Source organism: Anoxynatronum buryatiense, from assembly GCF_900182905.1.
GTDB lineage: Bacteria > Bacillota > Clostridia > Peptostreptococcales > Tindalliaceae > Anoxynatronum > Anoxynatronum buryatiense.
Genome location: NZ_FXUF01000020.1, coordinates 1 through 25,194, shown reverse-complemented (window position 1 = coordinate 25,194; position 25,194 = coordinate 1). Strand labels below are relative to the sequence as shown.

At 49.5% G+C, this 25,194-nt stretch carries 21 protein-coding genes; all 21 read left to right on the top strand.

Going from position 1 to position 25,194, the window contains the following annotated elements; genetic code table 11:
* Positions 1-55 precede the first annotated feature (55 nt).
* The 21 genes from tilS (at position 56) to lysS (ending at position 24,781) form a co-directional block, all read left to right on the top strand.
* Positions 56-1,450, top strand: coding sequence for a tRNA lysidine(34) synthetase TilS (gene tilS / locus QOL74_RS17175; RefSeq protein ID WP_283410735.1), 1,395 nt, complete (start codon positions 56-58; stop codon positions 1,448-1,450).
* Positions 1,451-1,582: 132 nt separating this feature from the next.
* Complete coding sequence (gene ftsH / locus QOL74_RS17170) at positions 1,583-3,613, top strand: ATP-dependent zinc metalloprotease FtsH (RefSeq protein ID WP_346771764.1); 2,031 nt, start codon at positions 1,583-1,585, stop codon at positions 3,611-3,613.
* Between the two features lie 357 nt (positions 3,614-3,970).
* Positions 3,971-5,647: an acyl-CoA mutase large subunit family protein gene (locus QOL74_RS17165; RefSeq protein ID WP_283410733.1), complete on the top strand. Its 1,677-nt coding sequence runs from the start codon at positions 3,971-3,973 to the stop codon at positions 5,645-5,647.
* A gap of 30 nt (positions 5,648-5,677) precedes the next feature.
* Entirely contained in the window at positions 5,678-6,082 is a 405-nt protein-coding gene (locus tag QOL74_RS17160) for a cobalamin B12-binding domain-containing protein (protein ID WP_283410732.1), read from the top strand.
* Positions 6,083-6,114: 32 nt separating this feature from the next.
* The gene (gene meaB / locus QOL74_RS17155) at positions 6,115-7,086 is read left to right on the top strand and encodes a methylmalonyl Co-A mutase-associated GTPase MeaB (RefSeq protein WP_283410731.1); all 972 of its coding nucleotides are present in this window, start codon (positions 6,115-6,117) and stop codon (positions 7,084-7,086) included.
* Positions 7,067-7,474 (top strand): methylmalonyl-CoA epimerase, encoded by a 408-nt coding sequence (mce, locus tag QOL74_RS17150; protein WP_283410730.1) that lies wholly within the window; start codon positions 7,067-7,069, stop codon positions 7,472-7,474. The genes meaB and mce overlap by 20 nt, the downstream gene beginning before the upstream one ends.
* 52 nt (positions 7,475-7,526) lie before the next feature.
* Complete coding sequence (locus QOL74_RS17145; RefSeq protein WP_283410729.1) at positions 7,527-9,074, top strand: acyl-CoA carboxylase subunit beta; 1,548 nt, start codon at positions 7,527-7,529, stop codon at positions 9,072-9,074.
* A gap of 39 nt (positions 9,075-9,113) precedes the next feature.
* Positions 9,114-9,527, top strand: coding sequence for an OadG family protein (locus QOL74_RS17140; protein ID WP_283410728.1), 414 nt, complete (start codon positions 9,114-9,116; stop codon positions 9,525-9,527).
* Positions 9,528-9,579: 52 nt separating this feature from the next.
* Entirely contained in the window at positions 9,580-9,975 is a 396-nt protein-coding gene (locus QOL74_RS17135) for a biotin/lipoyl-containing protein (protein ID WP_283410727.1), read from the top strand.
* A 39-nt stretch (positions 9,976-10,014) separates the two neighbouring features.
* A complete protein-coding gene (locus QOL74_RS17130) occupies positions 10,015-11,253 on the top strand; it encodes a sodium ion-translocating decarboxylase subunit beta (RefSeq protein ID WP_283410726.1) in 1,239 nt (412 codons plus the stop codon).
* A 100-nt stretch (positions 11,254-11,353) separates the two neighbouring features.
* The gene (locus QOL74_RS17125; RefSeq protein ID WP_283410725.1) at positions 11,354-12,325 is read left to right on the top strand and encodes a biotin--[acetyl-CoA-carboxylase] ligase; all 972 of its coding nucleotides are present in this window, start codon (positions 11,354-11,356) and stop codon (positions 12,323-12,325) included.
* A gap of 142 nt (positions 12,326-12,467) precedes the next feature.
* Entirely contained in the window at positions 12,468-13,286 is an 819-nt protein-coding gene (locus tag QOL74_RS17120) for a type III pantothenate kinase (protein WP_283410724.1), read from the top strand.
* Positions 13,287-13,374: 88 nt separating this feature from the next.
* On the top strand, positions 13,375-14,553 hold the full coding sequence (locus QOL74_RS17115) for an acetyl-CoA C-acetyltransferase (RefSeq protein ID WP_283410723.1): 1,179 nt from the start codon (positions 13,375-13,377) through the stop codon (positions 14,551-14,553).
* Between the two features lie 214 nt (positions 14,554-14,767).
* Positions 14,768-16,180 (top strand): sigma-54 interaction domain-containing protein, encoded by a 1,413-nt coding sequence (locus QOL74_RS17110; protein ID WP_283410722.1) that lies wholly within the window; start codon positions 14,768-14,770, stop codon positions 16,178-16,180.
* A gap of 394 nt (positions 16,181-16,574) precedes the next feature.
* On the top strand, positions 16,575-18,140 hold the full coding sequence (locus QOL74_RS17105) for an acyl CoA:acetate/3-ketoacid CoA transferase (RefSeq protein WP_283410721.1): 1,566 nt from the start codon (positions 16,575-16,577) through the stop codon (positions 18,138-18,140).
* Positions 18,141-18,167: 27 nt separating this feature from the next.
* Positions 18,168-19,469, top strand: coding sequence for a GntP family permease (locus QOL74_RS17100; RefSeq protein ID WP_283410720.1), 1,302 nt, complete (start codon positions 18,168-18,170; stop codon positions 19,467-19,469).
* Between the two features lie 84 nt (positions 19,470-19,553).
* On the top strand, positions 19,554-20,294 hold the full coding sequence (gene fabG / locus QOL74_RS17095) for a 3-oxoacyl-[acyl-carrier-protein] reductase (RefSeq protein WP_283410719.1): 741 nt from the start codon (positions 19,554-19,556) through the stop codon (positions 20,292-20,294).
* 248 nt (positions 20,295-20,542) lie between these two features.
* The gene (locus QOL74_RS17090) at positions 20,543-21,370 is read left to right on the top strand and encodes a methyl-accepting chemotaxis protein (protein WP_283410718.1); all 828 of its coding nucleotides are present in this window, start codon (positions 20,543-20,545) and stop codon (positions 21,368-21,370) included.
* 202 nt (positions 21,371-21,572) lie between these two features.
* On the top strand, positions 21,573-22,565 hold the full coding sequence (dusB, locus tag QOL74_RS17085) for a tRNA dihydrouridine synthase DusB (protein ID WP_283410717.1): 993 nt from the start codon (positions 21,573-21,575) through the stop codon (positions 22,563-22,565).
* A gap of 162 nt (positions 22,566-22,727) precedes the next feature.
* Complete coding sequence (gene greA / locus QOL74_RS17080; protein ID WP_283410716.1) at positions 22,728-23,216, top strand: transcription elongation factor GreA; 489 nt, start codon at positions 22,728-22,730, stop codon at positions 23,214-23,216.
* Between the two features lie 77 nt (positions 23,217-23,293).
* Positions 23,294-24,781: a lysine--tRNA ligase gene (gene lysS / locus QOL74_RS17075; protein WP_283410715.1), complete on the top strand. Its 1,488-nt coding sequence runs from the start codon at positions 23,294-23,296 to the stop codon at positions 24,779-24,781.
* Positions 24,782-25,194 lie beyond the last annotated feature (413 nt).

Genomic DNA, 25,194 nt, shown 5'->3' with positions numbered 1-25,194 from the left:
AAAACGCATGACAAATCCACTTCAGTTAATGCAGGTGACATTGGGGGTGTAGGTGATGACGACCACCATTGAAAAAAAAATACTTCAATCAGCCCTTTTTCAGCCGGGAGACCGTATATTGGTGGGGCTCTCCGGCGGGCCTGATTCAGTCTGTCTGCTCCATGCCCTGGCCATGCTGGGAAAAAAATGGCCGCTTACCCTGTATGCGGCTCACTTGAACCACAACCTAAGAGGCATGGCTGCCAATCGCGACGCTGCCTTCGCCATGCGTTTTGCCCGTCAGATGGGCGTTCATTGCGTGGTGAAAAGTGAAGATGTTGGCACGGTGGCCCGGGAAAAACGGTTGTCGGTGGAAACAGCTGCCCGCCTGTGCCGCTATGAGTTCCTCAATGAAGTGGCAGAGCGCATTGAAGCTGACTGGATTGCAGTGGCACATCATCAGAATGATCAGGCAGAAACCCTGTTGATGAATTTGCTGAGGGGAAGCGGGCTAAAAGGATTGGGAGGTATGGCGCCCTGCAATGGCAAAGTGATCAGGCCGCTTCTGGAGGTAAGCCGCGATGAGGTAATGGCCTACTGCGCCCATCACCAGCTGGATTTCTGCCAGGATGAAACCAACGAAATGCCCGAGGCAACCCGCAACAAGATTCGGTTGGAACTGATGCCCCATCTTGCTGTCTTCAATCCAGAAATTGTCAGCAATCTGGGACGAACAGCCACCCTGCTTCGGGAAGATGAAGCGGCCCTTAACCAGCTGGCGGAAGAAGCCATGAATACGCAGGCGTATCAGGAAGAAAGCAGCTGTCAATACGAAAACGAAGCCTTGAACAGGTTGCCGGATGCCCTGTTATCCCGGGTACTTCGCAATACCTGGCAGCAAATGACCACCACCACCCATACCCTTACCTATCGCCAGGTGAAACAGGCTGTGGGCATGATTCGAAACCCCGTGCAGGAGAAATGGCTTCACTGGCCGGGTGATATTTATGTTAAAATCACCTGGAAGAAAACAATCTTCATGCCGAAGGCAGAAAAGCCAGAAACAACAACGGCACCCATGCCGCCTGTTTTGCTGAAGCGAAACGGGGTCACCTGGCTTCCCCGGGGGCGGGGCAGTGTTTTTTCCCGGGAAATGGCTGCCGGTTCAGCACGGGTGAAGCGACATGATCCTCATTGCCAGGTAATTGCCGCAGACGACTTGACCCAGGACCTGGTGATGCGCTCCCGGCGGCCGGGGGATCGTTGGAATCCAATGGGAATGAATGGGTCCAAGACCATTAAAAAAACCTTAGTGGATGCAAAAGTTCAGGGAGAAGACCGTGAAAACTGCCTGCTGCTGTGCCACGGAGAAACCATTCTGTGGGTGACTGCCTGGGGAATCAGCGAAGGGGCTGCGCTTCGCCCTGAAACCAAGCGGACGCTGGTGCTGGAATATCGGCCGGAGGGATGAATTTCCACCGGAGAATGGTTGTGTGCGCCTGCCAATGGCTAAGATTTCAGGTTGTTTCACGACTTATTCTGTGTTACAATGAGATGATGTTAAGATGAATTTTTGTCGGAAGGAGGACAAGGCTTGAGGAAAATGTTCCGCGGTGCCAGTTTCTATATCATTATTTTCATCGTGTTGTTGATACTGGTACAGCAGTTTGTGCAGCCACCACAGCAAACCATCGAAATTCCCTTCTCGGAGTTTTATGCGGAGCTGCAGGGCGGTACGATAAAAGAGATTACCAACATTGACCGGGCGGTTGAAGGTACCATGATCAAAAATGGTGAGGAGGTTCCCTTCGAATCCTTTGTGCCCGTTGTGTTCAGCGAAGAAGAATTAACAGCCATCCTGATGCCGTTAATGGAAGAACAGCAGTTGCAGGTAAAGGGTGCGCCGCCGCCGACCACTCCCTGGTTTATTCAGCTGCTGCCGTCTGTGTTCATGATCCTGATTTTTGTCGTGCTGTGGTTTGTTTTCATGCAGCAGTCTCAGGGCGGTGGAAATCGGGTGATGTCCTTTGGAAAAAGCAAGGCAAAGCTTCACAAGGACGATGAAAAAAACCGGATTACATTTAACGATGTGGCCGGACTGGATGAAGAAAAGGAAGAACTGCAGGAACTGGTGGAGTTCCTGAAAAACCCGCGCAAGTTCATTGAACTGGGCGCCCGTATTCCCAAAGGAATTCTCATGGTGGGTCCGCCGGGAACCGGTAAGACTTACCTGACCAAAGCCGTCGCCGGTGAGGCAGGCGTACCTTTCTACAGCATCAGTGGTTCCGACTTTGTGGAGATGTTTGTCGGGGTGGGGGCTTCCCGTGTGCGAGATCTTTTTGACCAGGCGAAAAAAACAGCTCCCTGCATTATTTTCATTGATGAGATAGATGCAGTCGGACGCAAGCGTGGTGCCGGACTTGGCGGCGGTCATGATGAGCGGGAACAGACCCTGAACCAGCTGCTGGTTGAAATGGACGGGTTTGGCATTAATGAAGGTGTGATTGTGGTGGCAGCCACCAACCGGGCCGATATCCTTGACCCGGCGCTTCTGAGACCAGGCCGGTTTGACCGCCAGGTAATGGTGGGGCTGCCCGATTTACGGGGACGAGAAGCGATTATGAAGGTACATGCCCGGGGCAAGCCCCTGGCAGATGACGTGGACCTGCAAGTGCTTGCCCGTCGCACACCCGGTTTTTCCCCTGCGGATATTGAGAATCTGATGAACGAAGCAGCACTGCTCACTGCCCGTAAAAATCAAAAGAAAATCATGATGGATACCATTGAAGAAGCGATTACGAAAGTGATTGCCGGTATGGAAAAACGCAGCCGAATTATCAGCGAAAAAGAGCGAAGAATTACAGCTTTCCATGAAGCGGGACATGCGTTGGTGGCTTCCATGCTGCCCAACACAGATCCGGTTCACCAGGTGAGTATTATTCCCCGGGGACGTGCCGGAGGCTTTACCATGATCCTGCCCAAAGAAGACAAGTATTACGCCACAAAAACCGAAATGCAGGAGCATATTGTGCATCTCCTGGGAGGCCGGGTGGCTGAAAAACTGGTGTTGTCAGATATCAGCACCGGTGCTCAGAATGATCTTCAGCGAGTCTCGGCAGTTGCCCGGGCCATGGTCACCAAATACGGCATGAGCGAAAAACTTGGCTCCATGACCTTTGGCAGTGATGAAGATGAGGTTTTTCTGGGCCGCGACTTCACATCCAAAAGAAATTATTCAGAAGATGTGGCAAAAGTGATCGATGAAGAAATTCGGCGATTGGTGGATCAAGGTTATCACCAGGCAGAAAAACTGCTGACAGAAAACATGGCACTGCTCCATTCCATTGCCAATGCATTACTGAAGCTGGAAACCCTGAATGCGGACGAATATATCCGTATCTTCAAGGGGAATATCACCATTGAAGAAGAAGATGACATTGATGAAGTGCGTCAAAAAATTGCTTCAGTACAACTGGAAGCGCCTCTGGAACACCTGATCCCTGAAACTGAAGAGGCTGAGCCAGTCGAAAAGACGGCACAACCTCTGGAGAATGAACTTGAACAGAAAACAGGTGCCACAAAAGGAGAGCCACTTAAGGATGGGTACCAACCAGCCCGGAGCCAGGAAAATTAAAGACTGTGAGTCATAAAATGCGAGAGCCCTATTTTCAGATAGGGCTTCTCGTGTTTTATTCTTTAATCCGGTTTATGAAAGATTCGCATCAAAACTTTCATAAACATGCAAAAAAGACAGAAGTATTTCGCTTTGAACAATTCGTATCTTTCCTTCTATATTTTTTGGTTTTATTCCAATAAGTTCCTAAAAAACAAAGATTTTCACGGAAATCAATAGAATAGGTTGCGCCCCCTGTGAAAAAAATGTAGAATAAGACTGGATATTCAACCAGCTTCTGAACAAGGAATAGACAACCGGGTGCAAGGATTGGTGCTGGTCAATGATGGTACAAAATGATTTGAGGGAGGAAACAAGATGGCCGAAAAAGAAAAGCTGGAAGCACTCCGCATGAGAAGACAGCAATGGGACGAGAAAACCGCAAAAAGTCTGGAACGATTCCCGGAACGCAAGGAAAAATTTGTGACGGGTTCCAGCGAGCCGGTGGAACGCCTCTACACATCCCTTGATCTGGAAGATTTTGATGAAAATGAACAGTTGGGTTTGCCGGGAGAATATCCTTTTACAAGGGGTGTTCAGCCGACCATGTATCGCGGGCGGTTCTGGACCATGCGTCAGTATGCCGGGTTTGCCACCGCAGAAGAATCCAACAAACGCTACAAGTATTTGCTGGAACAGGGGCAAACAGGTCTATCGGTTGCGTTTGATCTTCCCACTCAGATTGGATATGACTCTGACCATGCCCTTTCTGAAGGAGAAGTGGGAAAAGTCGGCGTGGCCATTGACTCTCTGAAAGACATGGAAATTCTTTTTGACGGCATTCCCCTCGATCAGGTAAGTACCTCCATGACCATCAACGCCCCTGCATCTGTGCTGCTGGCCATGTACATTGCTGTTGCAGAAAAGCAGGGTGTTTCTCCGGGGCAGCTTCGGGGCACTATTCAAAATGATATTCTAAAAGAATACATTGCCCGGGGCACTTATATTTTCCCTGTGGAACCTTCCATGAGGCTCATCACCAACATTTTCGAATACTGTTCCAAAGAAGTTCCCCAATGGAATACCATCAGCATTTCCGGCTACCACATTCGAGAAGCCGGTTCTTCGGCTGTTCAGGAAGTCGCTTTCACGCTGGCCGATGGGATGGCCTATGTGGAAGCCGCCATTGAAGCAGGGCTGGAAGTGGACAGTTTTGCGCCCCGCCTCAGCTTCTTCTTCAACGCCCATAACGACTTGTTGGAAGAAGTCGCCAAATTCAGGGCGGCCAGAAGAATTTGGGCGAAGCTGATGAAGGAAAAATATGGTGCCAAGAGCGAAAAATCAATGATGTTGAAATTCCATACACAAACAGGCGGCTCGACGCTGACAGCGCAGCAGCCGGATAACAATATTGTGCGCGTGGCCATCCAAACCCTGGCCGCTGTACTGGGAGGCACTCAGTCGCTGCATACCAATTCAAAGGATGAAGCCCTGGCATTGCCCACAGAGGATTCTGTTCGCATAGCCCTTCGCACCCAGCAGATTGTGGCCCATGAGAGTGGCGTGGCCGAAACAGCTGATCCCCTGGCAGGGTCCTACTATGTGGAAGATCTGACCAACCGGATTGAAGCAGGGGCCATGGCCTATATTAACCGGATCACTGAAATGGGCGGTGCACCTGCGGCCATTGAAAAGGGCTATATTCAAAAGGAAATCATGGACAGCGCCTACGAATACCAGAAACAAATTGAAAAAAATGAACGCATCGTTGTCGGTCTTAATAAATTCCAGGTCAAAGAAGCTGCACCCAAAGGCTTGTTGAGAGTGGACCCCTCTGTGGGTGAAATGCAAAAAGCCAAACTGGATCAATTACGTGGCGAACGTGATAACCAGCAGGTATCAGATCGCCTTGCAGCTTTAAAAGAAGCCGCTGTAACAGAAGCGAACCTGATGCCCTTCATTCTTGATGCGGTAAAGGAATACGCCACATTGGGCGAAATCTGCGGTACCCTTCGGGAAGTTTTTGGCGAATACCAGCAAAGTGTGGTTTTGTAATCAATAGCCATAGGATGAGGAGGAAGTTGAATGGATAGACCGATTCGTGTACTGGTGGCAAAACCCGGCCTTGACGGCCACGACAGAGGCGCAAAAGTCATAGCCCGTGCCCTGAGGGATGCAGGCATGGAAGTCATTTATACAGGCCTGCGCCTGACGCCGGAACAAATTGTACAGGCAGCCATCCAGGAAGATGTGGATGTGGTGGCTCTCAGCATTCTTTCCGGAGCCCATGGTCACTTGCTTCCAAAAGTGGTGGATTTACTGAAAAAAGAAGAAGTATATGATGAAATACTGGTGCTTGGCGGCGGCGTGATACCGGAAGAAGACATTCCCGAACTGAAATCGAAAGGGATTGCAGAAGTATTTACACCGGGAACTCCCACGACAGTAACCATTGACTTTATTCGCGAAAACCTGAAACGCAAGCAATAGGAAAGGCAACTGAGTTTTTAGGAGATGAAGGCATGGAACTGGGTGAACGATTACTGCAGGGTGATAAAAAAGCAGCTGCACGCATGATCTCGCTCATTGAAAATGATGATCCCAAAGCTGTTGCCATTCTGGCATCCCTCTATCAGCACACCGGGAAGGCGAGAGTCATCGGCATTACCGGCCCGCCAGGGGCAGGTAAAAGCACATTGGTGGATAAAGTGGTGAAACAGCTGCGAAGCAGAGGCGCCACCGTGGGTGTTATTGCGGTGGATCCCACCAGTCCCTTCACGGGCGGCTCTATTCTGGGAGACAGAATTCGCATGTCTGACCTGAACCTGGATCCGGGTGTTTTTATTCGCAGCATGGGAACCCGGGGTCACCTGGGAGGGCTCTCCAAGGCAACGCTGGGTGCCGTCAAAATTCTGGATCTTTTGGGAATGGATTATGTGCTGATTGAAACCGTGGGTGTGGGACAGTCTGAGGTGGACATCGTTAAAGTGGCCGATTCGGTACTGATGGTAATGGTACCCGGCCTGGGAGACGACATTCAGGCCATCAAGGCCGGCATCATGGAGATCGGTGATGTTTTTGTGATTAACAAGGCTGACCGGGACGGTGCCGACCGAACGAAAATGGAAATCGAAATGATGCTGGATTTTAATCATCAGGAGTGGCGCCCCCCGGTAACAAAAGCCGTGGCAGTGAAGAATGAAGGTATCGAAGAAGCCGTGGACAATCTGGAAAAACACTGGGAGTATTTGGAATCCACAGAAAAACTGGCAGAAACCCGGATTCGCAACAGTGAGCTGGAAATCATGGATTTGGCGCAGACGGCACTGGTGAAGCAGCTGATGCGTAACAGTGACAACCGAAACTGGTTGAGGGGTTTGGCAGAAAAAGTGGCACAAAGGGAACAAGACCCTTACACCACCAGCCGGTTGGTATTGCAGGAAATGATGAAGCAGTCAATCAAGGAGGAAGCCCATGAAAACACTGAAAGTTGATCATATTGGCATTGCTGTCAGCAATTTGGACGAAACACTGAAGTTTTATGAAGAGGTGCTGGGCATGACCTGCACCGGTAAGGAAGAAGTGGCAGATCAGAAGGTACGGGTTGCTTTCCTTCCCGTCGGTGATTCCGAAGTGGAACTGCTGGAATCCACCGATCCTGAAGGGCCCATTGCCAAATACATTGACAAGAAGGGGGAAGGCATCCAGCATATTGCATTCCGGGTGGACAACATTGATGAGGCCATCGCAAGCATGAAAGAGAAGGGCATTCGGATGATTGATGAAACACCCCGGTACGGAGCAGGCGGCGCCAAAATCGCTTTCTGCCATCCAAAAAGTACCGGCGGCGTGCTGGTTGAATTGAGTGAACGCGAAGATTAGAGTTACCTGTACTGGCAGACAGCAATGAAAAAAGGTAGGAGGGTATACGAGGATGAGCGTAAACAAGCTTGAAGAACTACGCGAACGCAAAGAAAAGATCCAAGCGGGCGGCGGCGAAAAACGCATCGCTGGTCAGCATGAAAAAGGAAAGCTGACAGCCCGCGAACGCATCAATCTGTTGTTTGACGAAGGCTCTTTTGTTGAACTGGATGCTTTTGTGAAACACAGATGCGTTAATTTTGGCATGGACAAGGTGGAGTCACCAGGAGAAGGTGTTGTCACGGGCTATGGTCAGGTTGACGGCCGACTGGTGTATGCCTATGCGCAGGATTTCACTGTGGTTGGCGGATCACTGGGAGAAATGCATGCCAAGAAAATTTGTAAAGTGCAGGACATGGCCCTCAAAATGGGAGCTCCCATTGTGGGGCTCAATGACTCAGGTGGTGCCCGTATTCAGGAGGGTGTGGATGCCCTTTCAGGCTATGGACACATCTTTTACCGAAACACCATTTCTTCAGGAGTCATTCCTCAAATCACAGCCATCATGGGCCCCTGCGCCGGTGGCGCTGTTTATTCACCAGCCCTGACAGATTTTGTCTTCATGGTGGATAAAACCAGCCAGATGTTCATCACCGGACCACAGGTCATCAAGACAGTTACAGGGGAAGAGGTGTCGGCAGAAGCTCTGGGCGGTGCCATGACACACAACCGTATCAGTGGGGTGGCACACTTTATGGCTGCCAATGACGAGGCCTGCCTCATGGAGATCCGGCGTCTCATCGGATTTTTACCATCCAATAACCAGGAAAATGCACCGGTTTATGAAACGGCCAACGACATCAATCGGATTATTCCTGAACTGGATGAAATTGTACCAGAGAATCCCAACAAACCCTACGATATGAAAAATATCATTACAGCCATCGCTGATGATGCAGATTTTCTTGAAGTACAGCCATACTATGCCCCGAATATGATCACCGGATTTATTCGGATTAACGGCCAGTCTGTCGGCGTCATTGCCAACCAGCCAAAAGTACTGGCGGGCTGCCTTGACATTAATGCTTCCGATAAGGCAGGGCGCTTCATTCGTACCTGCGACTGCTTTAACATCCCGGTGCTTAACCTGGTGGATGTACCCGGTTTCCTGCCGGGAACCAGTCAGGAATATGGCGGTATCATCAGGCATGGGGCCAAAATGCTTTATGCCTACAGTGAAGCCACTGTGCCAAAGATCACTCTGATTATCCGCAAGGCCTATGGCGGTGCGTATATCGGTATGTGCAATAAAGAATTGGGAGCAGACATTGTATTGGCATGGCCTTCAGCAGAAATTGCAGTCATGGGGCCTGAAGGGGCGGCCAACATTATTTTCCGAAAGGAAATTTCTGACTCCGACAACCCACAGGAAACCAGGGTTGAGCTGATTGATAATTATAAGCGAGAATTTGCGACTCCTTACAAGGCCGCAGAACGCGGTTTCGTGGATGATGTCATTGAACCTTCAGCAACCCGTCCAAGGCTGGTGGATGCACTCAATATGCTGGCAAGCAAGCGGGAAACAAGACCTCCGAAGAAACATGGCAATCTTCCGGTATAGGGAAAAAGTCACTTTGGAGGAAGGAGAGGTGAATTAATCATGACATTGCTGGAAGAAATGAAGGTTTCCATTGAGACCATGACGATGGGGGAGAAGTTCCTGGCCAGTTTACAGGTAACCCTGCTGGGTGTTGCCATTGTCTTTGTGGCCCTGGGAATGCTCTTCATCATCATCAAAATTCTGGATACTTTTGTTCACAAGGCAGAAAGCAGTTCTGCCAAACGTAAAGAACAGAAAACAGCCGCTGCGCCGGTACCCACCCCTGAACCAGTGGTCGCAGAAAAAGCACAGGATGACGGTGAGCTGGTGGCGGTGATTGCTGCTGCAGTGGCAGCAAGCCTTCATACATCCACCCATAACATCATCGTTCGAAACATTGTCAGAGTGCCTGATCAGGCACCTGCCTGGAACCGGTTGGGCCGTATGCAGCAGATTAACCGACAGCTTCACTAATCCCTGACCAACAGGGTCATTCTTTGATCTCAATTAAGGAGGAACTGGAAACATGAAAAAGTTCAGTATTACCGTTAATGGTGTGAATTATGAAGTGGATGTAGAAGAAATAAAGGACGGCGTTCCTGCTGCTCCTGCCGCACCCCGGCCACAGACAGCCGCTCCGGCAGCAGCTCCTGCAGCGCCCAAGGCTCAGGCGGCAGCCCCTGCTCCTGCAGCAGCAGCTCCTGCAGGCGGCACAACGGTGGAAGCACCCATGCCGGGTAATGTATGGAAAATCATTGTCAAAGAAGGCCAACAGGTGAAAGAGGGCGAAACCCTGATTATTCTGGAAGCCATGAAGATGGAAAATGAAATTCCCGCACCTTGCGACGGAGTGGTGGCATCCCTCCACGTAGCAGAAGGTGCAGCTGTCAACGGTGGAGACCTGCTGGTTTCACTGAAATAACCATTTTGACAGTGCACCATTACGAAAGGAGATGCCCACATGTTAACCGTATTGATCAAATTCTGGGGAACAACAGGATTTGCCAATATTACCTGGCAGCATCTGGTGATGCTGACAGTGGCCTGCATTTTGCTTTACCTGGCCATTGGCAAGGGTTTCGAACCCCTCCTGCTGGTACCCATTGCATTCGGCATGCTGCTGACGAACCTGCCCTTGTCTGGGGTGATGGAAATTGGAGACACTGTGCTCCGCGCCATCAGCCCGGAAGCAGCGGGGCAAGCAGCAGAACTGTTACACCATCCAACTGCAGAGATGCTTCGGGAAGGCATTCCGGTGGAATACTACACCCGCACTCCCGGTGGTCTGATTCAGTACCTGTATACCGGTAATAAACTGGGAATCTTCCCGCCGCTTATTTTCATGGGCGTTGGTGCCATGACAGACTTCGGTCCACTCATTGCGAACCCCCGCAGCCTGTTCCTGGGGGCTGCCGCTCAATTCGGTATTTTCTTCACCTTTACCGGAGCGGTTCTTCTGGGTTTCACAGCCCAGGAAGCTTCTGCCATTGGTATCATTGGTGGCGCCGACGGACCAACGGCGATTCTTGTAACAGCCCTGATGGCCAGTCATCTGCTGGGGCCCATTGCAGTGGCAGCCTACTCCTATATGGCCCTGGTTCCCATTATACAGCCGCCAATTATGAAGGCCCTGACCACCAAAAGAGAACGCCGCATTAAAATGCAGCAACTTCGTACTGTATCCAAAACAGAGAAAATCTTATTTCCCATTATGGTCACCATTGCAGTATCGCTTTTACTGCCTTCGGCCACCCCGCTGGTGGGGCTGCTCATGTTTGGTAACCTGTTGAAAGAATCCACTGTGACTGAGCGTCTTTCCAAAACAGCACAGAACGAACTCATCAATATTGTCACCATCTTCCTGGGTGTCAGTGTTGGAGCAACCGCACAGGCAGAACAGTTTTTAAAAGTGCAGACACTGCAAATTATCCTACTGGGTGTCGTGGCATTTGCCATGGGCACTGCCGCCGGTGTCTTACTGGCGAAAGTGATGAACAAAATGATGGGCGGAGACGCCATCAATCCCCTTATCGGATCGGCAGGAGTTTCGGCCGTTCCCATGGCCGCCCGTGTGTCACAGGTGGTGGGGCAGAAAGAAAATCCCAGCAACTTCCTGCTGATGCATGCCATGGGTCCCAATGTGGCAGGCGTGATCGGCTCGGCGGTAGCGGCTGGTGTGCTCCTCTCTCTGTTCAACTAATCGGCATCCAATAAAAGCCCCGCGTCACCGCGGGGCTTTTCACTATCCAATGAGAGACCGCCACAGGCGGGATTCTTCTTCAGTTACAGGAGTGACAACAATGAAAGAAACTATTTTGAAACTGCTGTTTCGCCATGCGGGCAGTTACCTTTCGGGTCAGGAAATCAGTGATGAACTGGGTGTCAGTCGCACAGCAGTCTGGAAACACATCAAGGCCCTTCAGGCTGCCGGATATCAGATTGAAACAGGCCATCGAAAAGGGTACCGCCTGCTTCCTCAGGAAGAAAGCCTTTTGCCGGGAGAAATCAAATCGGTACTGAAAACCCGGTGGCTGGCACATCAACTGGTGCATTTGGAATCAGTGGATTCCACCAATATATGGGCTAAAAAACATCACCATGAACTGCAGCATGGAGCATTGGTACTGGCTGAAGAACAGACCGGCGGCAGAGGACGGCTGGGGCGCAGCTGGGAATCCTCCAAAGGAGAAGGAATCTGGATGACACTGGTGTTGGAACCCGGCCTCCCCATGCACGATGCGGGAAAAATGACTCAACTGGCAGCCGCTGCCATGCATCAGGCAATTGTCGGGGTGACTGGACTGCCGGTAAAAATCAAGTGGCCCAACGATTTGTTGGTGGGAGACCATAAGATTTGCGGTATTTTGACAGAGGCATCGGGAGAGCTGACCCGGATCGAACGCTTACTGGTGGGGATTGGCGTGAATGTGAACCAGCAAGCTTTTAGTGGTGAAATAGCCGCTGTGGCCACCTCCCTGAGAATCATGATGGAGCAGCCGGTCTCCCGTGTCGCTCTGCTCATGCTTTTTCTGGAAATCTTCGAAAAATGTTACGATGATTACGTCTTGCATCAGTCTTACGGCGCGGTGCTACGTGTTGTTCGAGAGCATTCCATGCTGCTGAATCAGCCCATCGATGTGATTCGCGGCGACCAGCGGGTGGCGGCAAGAGCGGTGAGCATTCATGAGGATGGTCGTCTGGAAGTTGTTTATGAAGATGGTCAAAGTGAACTGCTGGCCGGGGGTGAGGTGTCGGTTCGCCGGAAGCTGTAATGGCGTCATTTCTGTTCCGTTTGCTTCAATTTGCCATGCAGCCGTAAAATTGATAAAATAATGACTAACTCATCTCCTGGGTACGGCATGAAATATCCTGCCTGAGGTCTTGAGACAGAAACCTAACAAGGAAGGTGAAAGCATGCTGCTGGTTTTTGACGTGGGAAATACCAATATTGTTATGGGTACCTTTGAGGGAGACGAGCTGTCATTCTCTTGGCGAATGTCAACAGATAAAGACAAGTCGTCTGATGAATATGTGATCCTCATCAGCCAAATGCTTCAGTATCAGGATATTAAACCGTATATGATCGATGATGTGATTGTGTCATCGGTTGTGCCTGACCTGATGTACTCGTTGGAACATGCCATCCGAAAACTTTTTAAACTGATGCCGCTGCTGGTGGAGCCAGGGATCAAAACCGGAATGGATATTCAGTACGATAATCCCAAGCAGGTGGGCGCTGACCGAATTGTCAATGCCGTAGCTGCTTTCCAAAAATATGCCGGTCCGCTGATTGTGGTGGATTTTGGAACAGCCACCACCTTTTGCGCCATTGCAGAAAAAGGCAACTATTTGGGTGGAACCATTGCGCCGGGCATCAAAATCTCCAGTGACGCCCTCTTTCAAAAGGCGGCAAAGCTGCCACGCATTGATCTGGTAAAGCCGGGACAGGTCATTTGCAAAAATACAGTCAACAGCATGCAGTCCGGGATCATTTACGGTTATGTGGGTTTGGTGGAACACATCGTGAACAAAATGAAAAAGGAACTGTCGCCAGACGCGCCTGAAAAAGTGAAAGTGATTGCGACCGGCGGCTTGTCAACGCTGATTTCAAGTGAAACAGAGATCATTGACATGGTGGATAAAACCATTACACTGGACGGGCTGAAGATTATTTACGATCTCAACAGTCAAGACCGGGAAAAAGAAATTCCACCGGAAATGCTGGAAGGATAGGCATAGCGCAAAATTGGTATAATCCTTGCATCATATAGTAACGTACCTGTCCGATAGTAACCGAACTCACTAAAGGAGGCAATGCATCATGAAAGAAGTCGTAATTGTCAGCGGTGTCAGAACTGCCATTGGAAATTTTGGCGGTGCACTGAAAGATGTTTCGGCAGCAAAACTGGGAGAAATTGTCATACGGGAAGCGTTGAAAAGGGGCGGCGTAGCCCCGGAGCAGGTGGATGATGTCTACATGGGCTGCATTCTTCAGGCGGGAGCCGGCCAGGGCATTGCCCGGCAGGCATCGGTGAATGCAGGCATCCCGGTGGAAGTGCCGGCGACCACGCTCAACATGCTTTGCGGGTCGGGGCTGCGTGCTGTTTCCCTGGGCGTGCAAACGATTCTGACAGGAGATAATGACGTAGTGGTGGCAGGTGGTACCGAAAGCATGAGCCAGGCCGCTTATATTCTTCCCAAAGCTCGCTGGGGGGCACGTATGGGCAATGACAGCCTGGTGGACACCATGATAACGGATGCCCTGACAGATGCTTTCAATCAGTATCACATGGGAGTGACTGCCGAAAATCTGGCAGATAAATACAACCTTTCCAGAGAAGAACAGGATGCATTTGCAGCGGCCAGCCAGAATAAAGCAGAGGCAGCCATGGCAGCCGGTAAATTCAAAGATGAAATTGTTCCCGTTGAAATTCCGCAGCGCAAGGGCGATCCCCTGGTTTTTGATCAGGATGAGTTTCCGAAAACCGGCATGACCGCCGAAAAGCTGGCCAAACTGCGACCAGCCTTCAAAAAAGAGGGCACTGTTACTGCCGGTAATGCTTCCGGCATCAATGACGGTGCTGCTGCCGTCGTGATCATGTCCAAAGAAAAAGCTGACGAGTTGGGATTGAAACCTCTGGCCACCATTGTTTCTTACGGCAGCGCGGGTGTTGACCCGGCGATTATGGGAATTGGGCCTGTCAGCGCCACTGAGAAAGCGCTGAAAAAGGCGGGACTGACCATTGATGACATGGATCTGATTGAAGCCAACGAAGCCTTTGCAGCCCAGGCACTTTCTGTTGGAAAAGAACTGGGATGGAACCCTGATAAGGTGAATGTGAATGGTGGCGCCATTGCGCTGGGTCACCCGGTGGGGGCCAGCGGTGCCCGCATTTTGATCACATTGCTGCATGAAATGGAAAAACAGGATGCGACTTATGGTCTGGCAACCCTTTGTATTGGCGGTGGGATGGGAACCTCCCTGGTGGTCAAACGGTAAAGCGGCTGAAAGTCAGCAACTGGTGAAATAGCATAGAGAAATAAGCATTGACTGAAGTCCCTCCCTGCCTGCAGGTTAATGGAAAATCCATTAGCCTATCAGCAGGGATTTTTTTGGTTCCTGTCAGTCGTTGTTCCTGTAAATCATGGGAAGAAATGCCCCGGTTAAGTGATGATGATCATGTGATATAATCGAAAAAAGAGAGGTGAATGCAATGGGCGAACAGGTGGAACAGTCTTCCATGATGCTGGAAGACCGGGAGCAGCTGCTGGAAATGTATAACAGCATTTTCGACATTATCTATAATTGGATCGTGGTCGTTGACAGGCAGGGCATTATTCGAATGATCAACAGCCGGTATTGTCATTTTCTGGGGGTGGAACAGCAGGAAGCGGTGGGAAAGCACGTCACAGAAATTATTGAAAACACCAGAATGCACATCGTTGCCCAGAATGGACGCAGGGAAATTGGAGATATTCAGCAAATCAAAGGCAACAAAATGATCGCCGACCGAATTCCCATCTATCAGAAGGGGCAACTTATCGGAGCTGTGGGGACTGTCATTTTTAAAGACGTGGTGGAACTGGATGCCTACGTGAAGCGGGTAGGCCACATGGAGAAAGAACTTGATTTTTACAAAAAAGAACTGAAAAAAGCGTTGGGCACTGATAACACTTTCGACAATATCATAGGTACCAGTCAGGCACTGCAACGGGCGATGAATCTGGCGAAACGGGTAGCCAGCACAAAATCCAATGTGCTCCTGCTGGGAGAAAGCGGTACGGGTAAAGGTCTTTTTGCCAGTGCCATTCACAATGCCAGCCCCCGGTCAGAGTATCCCCTGATCAAAGTCAATTGCGCTGCTATCCCTTCTGAACTGCTGGAATCAGAACTTTTTGGATATGAAGGCGGTGCTTTCACCGGTGCAAAAAAAGGAGGAAAACCCGGCAAGTTTGAACTGGCGCATAAAAGCAGCATTTTTCTTGATGAAATTGGCGATCTTCCTCTGAACATGCAGGCAAAATTACTAAAGGTGTTGCAGGAAAAAGAAATTGAACGGGTCGGCGGTGTGAAAAGCCAAAAGGTTGACATCCGCATTATTGCCGCAACCAACCGCAATCTGGAAGAAATGGTCAAAGAAAAGACTTTTCGTGAAGATCTGTATTATCGGCTCAATGTGATTAACATTCGCATTCCTTCCCTGCGTGAGCGCAAAGAAGACATTCCTATGCTGGCAGACTACCTCATTCGTAAGACGGCCAAGGAAATGGACCGTTTTGTAACAGAAATTTCTCCGGCAGCCATGCGCTGCCTGGTTGAATACCAGTGGCCTGGAAATATTCGTGAACTTGAAAATGTCATTGAGAGGGCGTTTAATCTGGTGGACAAAGAAGCGGGGATTACCCTGAAACAGTTGCCAACTTATCTGGTGGCAGAACAGGAAACGGAAGCCGTTTATGCAGAAACATCGCTGAAAGAGGCGGTGGAAGCGGTTGAGCGAAAAACGATTTCGCGCTGCCTTAACGAAACAATGGGAAATAAATATCAAACAGCCCGACTTTTGGGAATCAGTCGAACAAGCCTTTATGAGAAAATGGAGAAATATGGCATTGAAGTGTCCAAATAATGTTCGGTGTATGAAAAATGGACAATTGGAACACTGAACCATCAAAAGGAATCGTTTTCCTTGATCTGCAAGGGATGAACCTTCATTGGAAAGCACTTTGATGTGTTGTCGATAACTGCGAATGTACATAAAGTGAACAAAATAATGCTTATTTGTCAAAACAATGCAACATCCAAGAAAAGTCAAAAAATTATCAAGAGAAACAGTCTGCCGATATATTGGTGGCTGTTTCTTTTTTGAGGCCGGTGAAATGATCTCAACACCTTCTTAAAACGGGCGTTGAAAATATTTGGAAGCACAAATAGATCAGTAAAACAGATTATTTTGAGACGTTTTGCCGGATTGGCACAAAGATTGCAATTTTATCCCTTATCAATATGGAGGAGGGATCATGATGGCACCAAAATTTCTGAGTGCAGCTGAAGCGGTAAAGCTGATACCGTCGGATTGTACAGTGGCGACGGGAGGATTTGTGGGCAATGCCGTGCCGGAAGAACTTGAAATTGCCCTTGAAAATCGTTTTGTTGAAACGGGCGAGCCACGAAACTTGACGTTGACCTATTGTGCCGGGCAAGGGGATGGAAAAGACCGGGGGGTCAACCACTTTGGTCACGAAGGTCTTTTGAAACGTGTTGTGGGAGCTCACTGGGGTCTGGCACCAAAAGTACAGAAGCTGGCCCTGGAAAACAAAATTGAAGGATACACCTTTCCTCAGGGTGTCATTGCCCATCTCTTTCGGGATATTGCGGCAGGAAAACCGGGAACCATTACCCATGTTGGATTAAAAACGTTTGTTGACCCGCGCATTGAAGGCGGAAAGCTAAATGAGATAACAACGGAAGATTTGGTGGAAGTGGTTGATTTGGGTGGACGGGAATATCTGATGTATAAAACATTTCCCATCCATGTGGCGTTGCTGCGGGGAACCTATGCCGATGAAAACGGCAACGTCACCATGGAGAAGGAAGCGGGATCACTGGAGGTGCTTTCAATCGCCCAGGCGTGCAAAAACTCCGGCGGGCGGGTGATTGTCCAGGTGGAAAAGGTGGTCAAGGCGGGAAGCCTTAATCCCTGGATGGTGAAAATACCGGGAATTTATGTGGATACCATCGTGGAAGTGGAAGATATGCGCAACCACATGCAAACCTTTGCAGAGCAGTTCAACGAAGGGTATACCGGACGCATTCAGGTGCCGGTTTCTTCAGTCAAACCATTGCCGTTGGATGAGCGGAAAATCATTGCCCGCAGGGCGCTCATGGAACTGGTTCCCAGCGCGGTGGTGAATCTGGGGATTGGAATGCCTGAAGGGGTGGCAGTGGTAGCTAATGAAGAAGGTGTGGGAGATCAAATGGTGCTGACTGTCGAACCGGGCCCCATTGGGGGGATTCCCGCAGGCGGCCTCAGCTTCGGAGCAGCCACCAACCCTGTGGCCATCATCGACCAGCCCAACCAGTTTGACTTTTATGATGGCGGCGGCCTCGACGTGGCATTTTTGGGTCTGGCCCAGTGTGATGAGACGGGGAATATCAATGTCAGCAAGTTTGGGCCCAAAATAACCGGGCCTGGAGGCTTTATCAACATCACCCAAAATGCCAAAAAAGTCGTTTTTTGCGGCACCTTTACAGCCGGCGGTCTGAAACAGGAAGCTGTTGATGGTAAACTCAATATCATACAGGAAGGCAAGTTTGTCAAATTCCTGAAACAGGTGGAACAAATCACTTTCAGCGGCGAGTATGCAGTGGAGGTGGCACAACCGGTGTTATATGTCACTGAGCGGGCAGTCTTCCAGCTAAGCCCCGAAGGGCTATGCCTGATTGAAATAGCACCGGGAGTTGATCTTCAAAAGGATATTCTGGATCTCATGGAATTCAAACCGGTGGTGGCGGAAGATCTCAAGTTGATGGATGAACGGATTTTTAAACCCGAAAAAATGAACTTTTCATTGAATGGTGAAGCATAGTCAACAAAAATGAAGGAGGAGAGAAACATGATTGGAATCATTATTGGTCTGGCATTGTTGATGTATTTAGCCTATCGAGGAATGTCCATCATCTGGATTGCCCCCATCTGCGCCGGAATTGTGGCTCTAACAGGAGGCTTAAACCTGATTGAAGCTTACAGGGAAGCCTACATGGGTGGCTTTGTAGGGTTTGCCAAAGCCTGGTTTCCTGTCTTTATGCTGGGCGCGATCTTCGGCAAAATTATGGATGATTCAGGCGCAGCCCGGGCGGTGGCTCACTGGATTACCGCCAAAATCGGAACTAAACGGGCGATCTTTGCTGTGGTCATGGGTTGTGCAGTACTGACCTATGGCGGTGTTTCCCTCTTTGTGGTTGTCTTTGCCATGTATCCCCTGGCACTGGCTCTCTTTCGTGAAGCCAATCTGTCCCGCAAGCTGATCCCCGGATCCATCGCCCTTGGTTCCTTCACCTTTACCATGACGGCCATTCCGGGAACACCGCAGATTCAAAACCTGATTCCCATGCAATATTATGGTACCACACCAACGGCAGCGCCCATTATGGGGGTGGCAGGTGCGCTGGTGATGCTGGGTGTTGGCATGGTGTGGATGACTTATGCAGAACGGAAGCTGACGGCTGCCGGTGAAGGCTTCACCGAACCAAGTGAAAAACTGGCAGATATAGATGTGACAAGTCTTCCCAGCCCTGTTTTATCATCACTTCCCCTGTTGGCAGTCATCCTGATTCTCAATGTGGTTCCTATGATCATTGACCGGGATGTGGACATTATCATTGCGTTGACAGCAGGAATCCTGCTGGCCATTGCCCTGAACTATAACCGGCTGACTGAAAAAGTCAAAACCATCAATGCCGGTGCCTCCGGCTCTGTCTTGGCGATTATCAATACCAGTGCAGCAGTTGGATTTGGAGCCGTTGTTCGTGCGGTACCCGGATTTGAAACCCTGACAGATCTGGTGATGGGAATTCCGGGAAATCCCCTGGTTTCTCAGGCAGTATCGGTTAATATACTGGCAGGAGCCACGGGTTCTGCCTCCGGCGGTATGGGAATCGCTTTGGCGGCCTTGGGAGAAAGATACATGGAAATCGCCGTTGCCACGGGTATTTCGCCAGAAGCTTTCCATCGAGTTGCTTCCCTCTCCAGCGGCGGGTTGGATACACTTCCGCACAACGGTGCGGTGCTGACGCTGCTGGCCGTAACTGCCATGACCCATAAAGACTCCTATAAAGATATCTTCATGGTGGGAACAGCCATTCCCATTCTGGCAGTTATCGTTGCCATTATTCTGGCAAGCATCGGCCTAGTTTAAACAGCAGCATTCGTTTGGATCAGAGAGTTGTTCCAAAATCATCAACACACATCCGAAGGGAATATTCCAAAGGAGGAAATGAACATGAAACTAAAGGGTAAAGTCGGTATCATCACCGGTGCAGCCAGAGGAATTGGACAGGCAACCGCCTATCAGTATGCACGGGAAGGCGCGCGGGTCGTCGTGTGCGATTTGAGTCTGGAAATGTTGCAGGAAACGTTGGATGAACTGACAAAAATGGGAGCTGATAAGCTGGCGTATGAAGTCGATGTAACAGATCGGCAGACCATTCAAAAAATGGTGGATGATGTGATTGGGCAATGGGGCCGGATCGACGTGCTGGTGAACAACGCCGGTATTACAGCAGATGCCCAGTTGAAAAAAATGGCAGAGGCAGATTTTGATAAAGTGATCGACATCAATCTGAAGGGCGTGTTCAACTGCGCTCAGCTGGTGATTCCGCAAATGATTGAGCAGGGCGGCGGAGTGATTCTCAATGCTTCCTCTGTGGTGGGTGTTTATGGTAATTTCGGGCAAACCAATTACGCTGCCACCAAGTGGGGTGTCATCGGCATGACAAAAACCTGGGCAAAAGAACTGGGGAAAAATGGCATTCGGGTGAATGCGGTGGCACCAGGGTTCATCCTGACGCCTATGGTACAAAAAATGCCCGAAAATGTGCTGGATATGATGAAAGACAAGTCGCCGCTGAAACGCCTCGGCACCCCTGAAGATATTGCTCACGCATATGCGTGGCTGGCATCTGATGAAGCGGGTTTCATAACGGGCACCGTACTGAGTGTGGACGGAGGCGTTGTATTGTAGAGGTTTAAGTGATTAACTATAAGGCTGGTGGCGATCAGGCGATCATTTGAAAGATTTTCAAGAAAGTAAAGAAGTAAAGAAGTAAAGAAAGAAAGAAAGAAAGTAAAGAAGTAAAGAAGTAAAGAAAGAAAGAAAGAGGAAGAGAAGCCCTGTGAAAAGCGCGGGGCTTTTCGCCCATTCAAAAGCATTTCAGCAAACATCAAAGCAAGTGTACATATACGCCATTTGTCCAAAAAGGGGGACCTGATGTGAAGAACAGTTCGCAGATGATGCAGGCATTTTTAGAGACGGCACCCTATGCGAAGCATTTGAGTATGACAGATGTGGCCATTGCAGTGTGCGACAGAGAAAAATACCTGGGGTTTTTCCCGGGTGAGGCGCTGCGTTTTCCCGTGAAAGCCGGAGATGCCATAAAGAAGGAAACGGTTGTCAGCCAATCCATGCAAATCGGAAAACCTATGAGTCAGCGAATGGGGAAAGAATTGTTCGGTTTTCCGTACATTGCTTTGGCAACACCGGTTTTTGAAGGTGCTGAAGTGGTGGGCGGGGTGGTGTATCTTGTCTCCACTGAACATCAGGAACGGTTGCTGCAGATGGCAGAAACCATTGCAACAGGGATCGAAACACTTGAAGAGTCTTCCGGGCGCATGACAACCAAGGCAGATGAGCTTTTGGAAACGGGAGACACGCTGGAGAAGATGACCCAAACAGCGCTCAGGCAAGCTGATACGACTGAAGAAATCACAGAAATGATTAAAAAAATATCAAGCCAGTCAAACTTGCTGGGCCTGAATGCATCCATCGAAGCGGCCAGATCGGGCGATTCTGGCAAAGGATTTGCCGTGGTGGCAGATGAGATTCGCAAACTGGCGGTATCGACCAATGAATCGGTTGAAAACATCGAAAAGATCATGAAAGATATTCGCGAGATTAACCGGCGGATAGCAGAGGAAGTGGAACAAATCAGGCTGACAGCAAAGGATCAAGTGGCATCGTCGGCAGAGGTGAACGAAGCAATCCAGTCGCTGGACACGATTATCAGGCAGCTTCGCCAGGAGGCAGAGCAATACGCATAGACACCTGCAGGACGATGGTCGTGAAGAATGCGTCGGGGATAGGGCTTTGTGTGACTTCACAAGCATGCAGATTGCCGGCGGAGAGGAAATCAACATCATATGGAGGGCATGACTTGCGAAAATGAGGGGGATCGGTTACAATTGACAGGCAAAAATCAATGCTGTCGGTGGGTAACATGCGACAGAGCAGGAGGAAAAAGCCGTGCTCAACCCTTTAGCAATTGGTCACATCATCATCCCCGTTCCCGTCATACTGGCCCCGATGGCGGGCATTACCGACCTTGCCTTTCGGCGTATCTGCAAACAGATGGGATGCGGCATGGTTATCACAGAAATGGTCAGCGCCAAAGGCCTCTATTATAAAGATGATAAATCTCACGAATTAATGCAGACACATCCTGAAGAAACGCCGGTGGGAATTCAGATATTTGGATCCGATGAAAAAATCATGGCCTGGGCGGCAGATAAGCTGAATGAAATGCCCCATGCCTTTCTGGATATCAACATGGGGTGCCCTGCTCCTAAAATTGTTAAAAATGGCGACGGTGCGGCACTGATGAGAGAACCTGAAAAAGCTGGCCGCATTATCCGGGCGGTGGCAGAAGCCAGTGTCAAACCAGTGACGGTCAAAATAAGAAAAGGCTGGCAGGAGAACGAGGTGAATGCGCTGGAAATGGCTCGCATTGCCGAAGCCAATGGAGCATCGGCTGTGACGGTGCACGGTAGAACCCGGGATCAGTTTTATGCAGGAGAGGCCGACTGGGAGATCATTCGCCAGGTGAAAGAGGCCGTCCAAATTCCGGTTATTGGAAACGGAGATCTTTTTTCAGCGGAGGCGGTGCTGCGCATGGTGGATGAAACCGGCTGTGACGGTGTGATGGTGGGCAGGGGAGCGCAGGGTAATCCGTGGATTTTCAGGGACGTGCTGGGCTTGCTGAAGCATGAGCATGAGGGAAAACAGCCAGATGGTTCAGAAATTTATGATGTGCTGAAGCAACATCTCCAGTTGGTCACCAGTTACAAAGGTGAGTGGATTGCAGTGAAGGAAATGCGCAAGCACGCAGCCTGGTACACAAAGGGGCTTCCCGGCTCTGCGGTGATTCGCCATCAAATTAACCGTGCAGAAACAGCGGCTGACATGTTGAAGCTGCTTTCGGACTATCTGTTGAAGGACTTGTGTTGCTTGACAAGATGATATCACTGCCTTATAATGGGTAAGAATAAGAAACCCGTCCAAACACTGAGCATATCAGTGTTTCTTGCTTTATGCTCAGATATAAATCAATACAGCAGTGGGAAAAAATGCAGAAATGAAAGATTTCAAAGCGGAAGATTATATGCAAGGGAGCGAAAGACCATGGTGAGTAAAGAAACGATCTTGACAATCAAAGGAAAAGAAAAGATTGAAGCTGAGCTGGAACAGTTAAAGACGGTACGTCGAAAAGAAATTGCCGCACGCATTAAGCAGGCCATTGAGTTTGGGGACATCAGCGAAAATTCGGAGTACGATGAAGCCAAGAATGAACAGGCACAAATCGAAGAGCGCATCATGAAACTTGAAAACCTGCTGAAAAAAGCAGTCATTCTGGATGAAGATGAAATCAGCACCGATGTTGTGGGTGTTGGATCGACTGTCTATTTGCGAGAAAACGATGATCCTCAGGAAGTCAAGTACACCATTGTCGGCTCTGCAGAAGCAGACCCCTACGAGTTGAAGATTTCCAACGAATCACCGGTGGGGAAAGCCCTGCTGGGAAACCGGGTGGGAGATAAGGTGGAGATTCAAATCCCTGACGGTGTGACAGTTTACGAAGTGATTCGCATCGAAAAGGCAGAAGTGCTTTAAAGAAGCCTCAGGAGCCATCGGAGTACCACCGGTGTGACAGTGGCACTCATACGAAACTAACCAAAGAAGGTGACGAAATGACTGGGCCAGGAGAAGAAAAAAACCTGAATGAACTGTTGCTTATCCGCAGAGAAAAGCTGGAACACTTGAAATCGGCAGGCAAAGATCCATTTTCAGTGGAAAAGGTTGATGTGACCCACTACAGTCAACAGGTAAAAGAGCATTTCGACTCCCTGGAAGGAACTGAGATGACCATGGCAGGTCGGATCATGACCCGCCGGGAACATGGAAAAGCGACGTTCATCAACCTGCAGGACAAAGACGGGCAAATTCAGGTCTATGTACGTGAAGACCGTATCGGTGAAGCTGCATATGCCGACTTTACCCATTATTACGATATAGGTGATATCGTTGAAGTGCAGGGCGAGTTGTTTCAAACCAAAAGAGGCGAAATATCTTTAAAAGCACAGATGATCCGACTGCTGTCCAAATCCCTTCAGATCCTGCCGGAAAAATGGCATGGACTTAAAGATACAGACACCCGCTACCGTCAGCGTTATGTGGATCTTATCGTGAATCCGGAAGTCAAAAAAGTGTTTCGACTGCGCAGTAAGATCATTAAAGCCATTCGGGCCTACCTGGATGAGCGTGACTATCTGGAAGTGGAGACACCAATTCTGGATACACTGGCCGGGGGAGCCAACGCAAAACCCTTCATCACTCACCACAATTCACTGGATATTGACATGTACCTGCGGATTGCCACAGAGCTTCATTTAAAAAGGCTGACTGTCGGTGGTTTTGACCGGGTCTATGAAATCGGCCGGATTTTCCGTAACGAAGGGATGTCAATTAAACACAACCCTGAATTTACTTCCATTGAATTATACCAGGCTTATGCCGACTACGAAGAGATCATGGAACTGACTGAAAACCTGGTGGCTCATGCAACGATGGAAGCGTTGGGAACCACGAAGGTGACTTATCAGGGCCAGGAAATTGACTTTGCACCTCCGTGGAAACGGATGACAATGATTGAAGCCTGTCGGGAGTACGCCGGCGTGGATTTTGACACCATCGAAACTGAAACAGAGTTGCGGTCGCTTTGCAAAGAACGGGGCGTTGAAATCGAGGGAGAGTTTTCGAAGGGGTGGGTCATTGCAGCGTTTTTTGAAACCTATGCAGAGAAGAACCTGATTCAGCCCACGTTCATCACCCAGCATCCTGTTGAGGTATCACCCCTGGCGAAAAGAAACCCTGACAATCCGCAGCTGACCAATCGGTTCGAAGCTTTTGTGAATACCTGGGAACTTGCCAATGCTTTTTCAGAATTGAATGATCCCATCGACCAAAAACAGCGGTTTGTGGAACAAGTCAAACAAAAGGCCTCTGGCAACGAAGAAACCCATCCCTATGATGAAGACTTCATTAATGCCCTTGAAGTGGGCCTTCCCCCCACCGGCGGTATGGGGCTGGGGATTGACCGACTGGTGATGCTGTTAACAGACTCGCCCTCTATTCGGGATGTGATTTTGTTCCCCACGATGAAACCACTGGAACGATAGAAATGCGATAATCGCATAAGAAACGCCCTTTCGGCATTGAATGAATCGCAATGATTCCAATGAGGAAGGGCGTTTTGAATTTCATTTCAAAAAAAGGCTTGACTTCGTGGGGAGAGGATGGTATTCTATATAAGCCGCCAAAAACGGCCGGCGAAAAAAATGAGTCACCCCAAGGTGTTCAAAAGAACAAACGAAAAAAAGTTCAAATACTGGGTTGACAACAAACGAGCAAGATGATATACTTAAAAAGTTGCTGCGAAGCAACGAAAAACGAAAAGCTCTTTGAAAACTGAACAGCAGGAAGAAGCGAAGAGAACCAAAAAAGCCAGAATCTGAAAAGAGACTGGGTTTGGGAAAAAAATTCTAATAAGAGTTTGATCCTGGCTCAGGATGAACGCTGGCGGCGTGCCTAA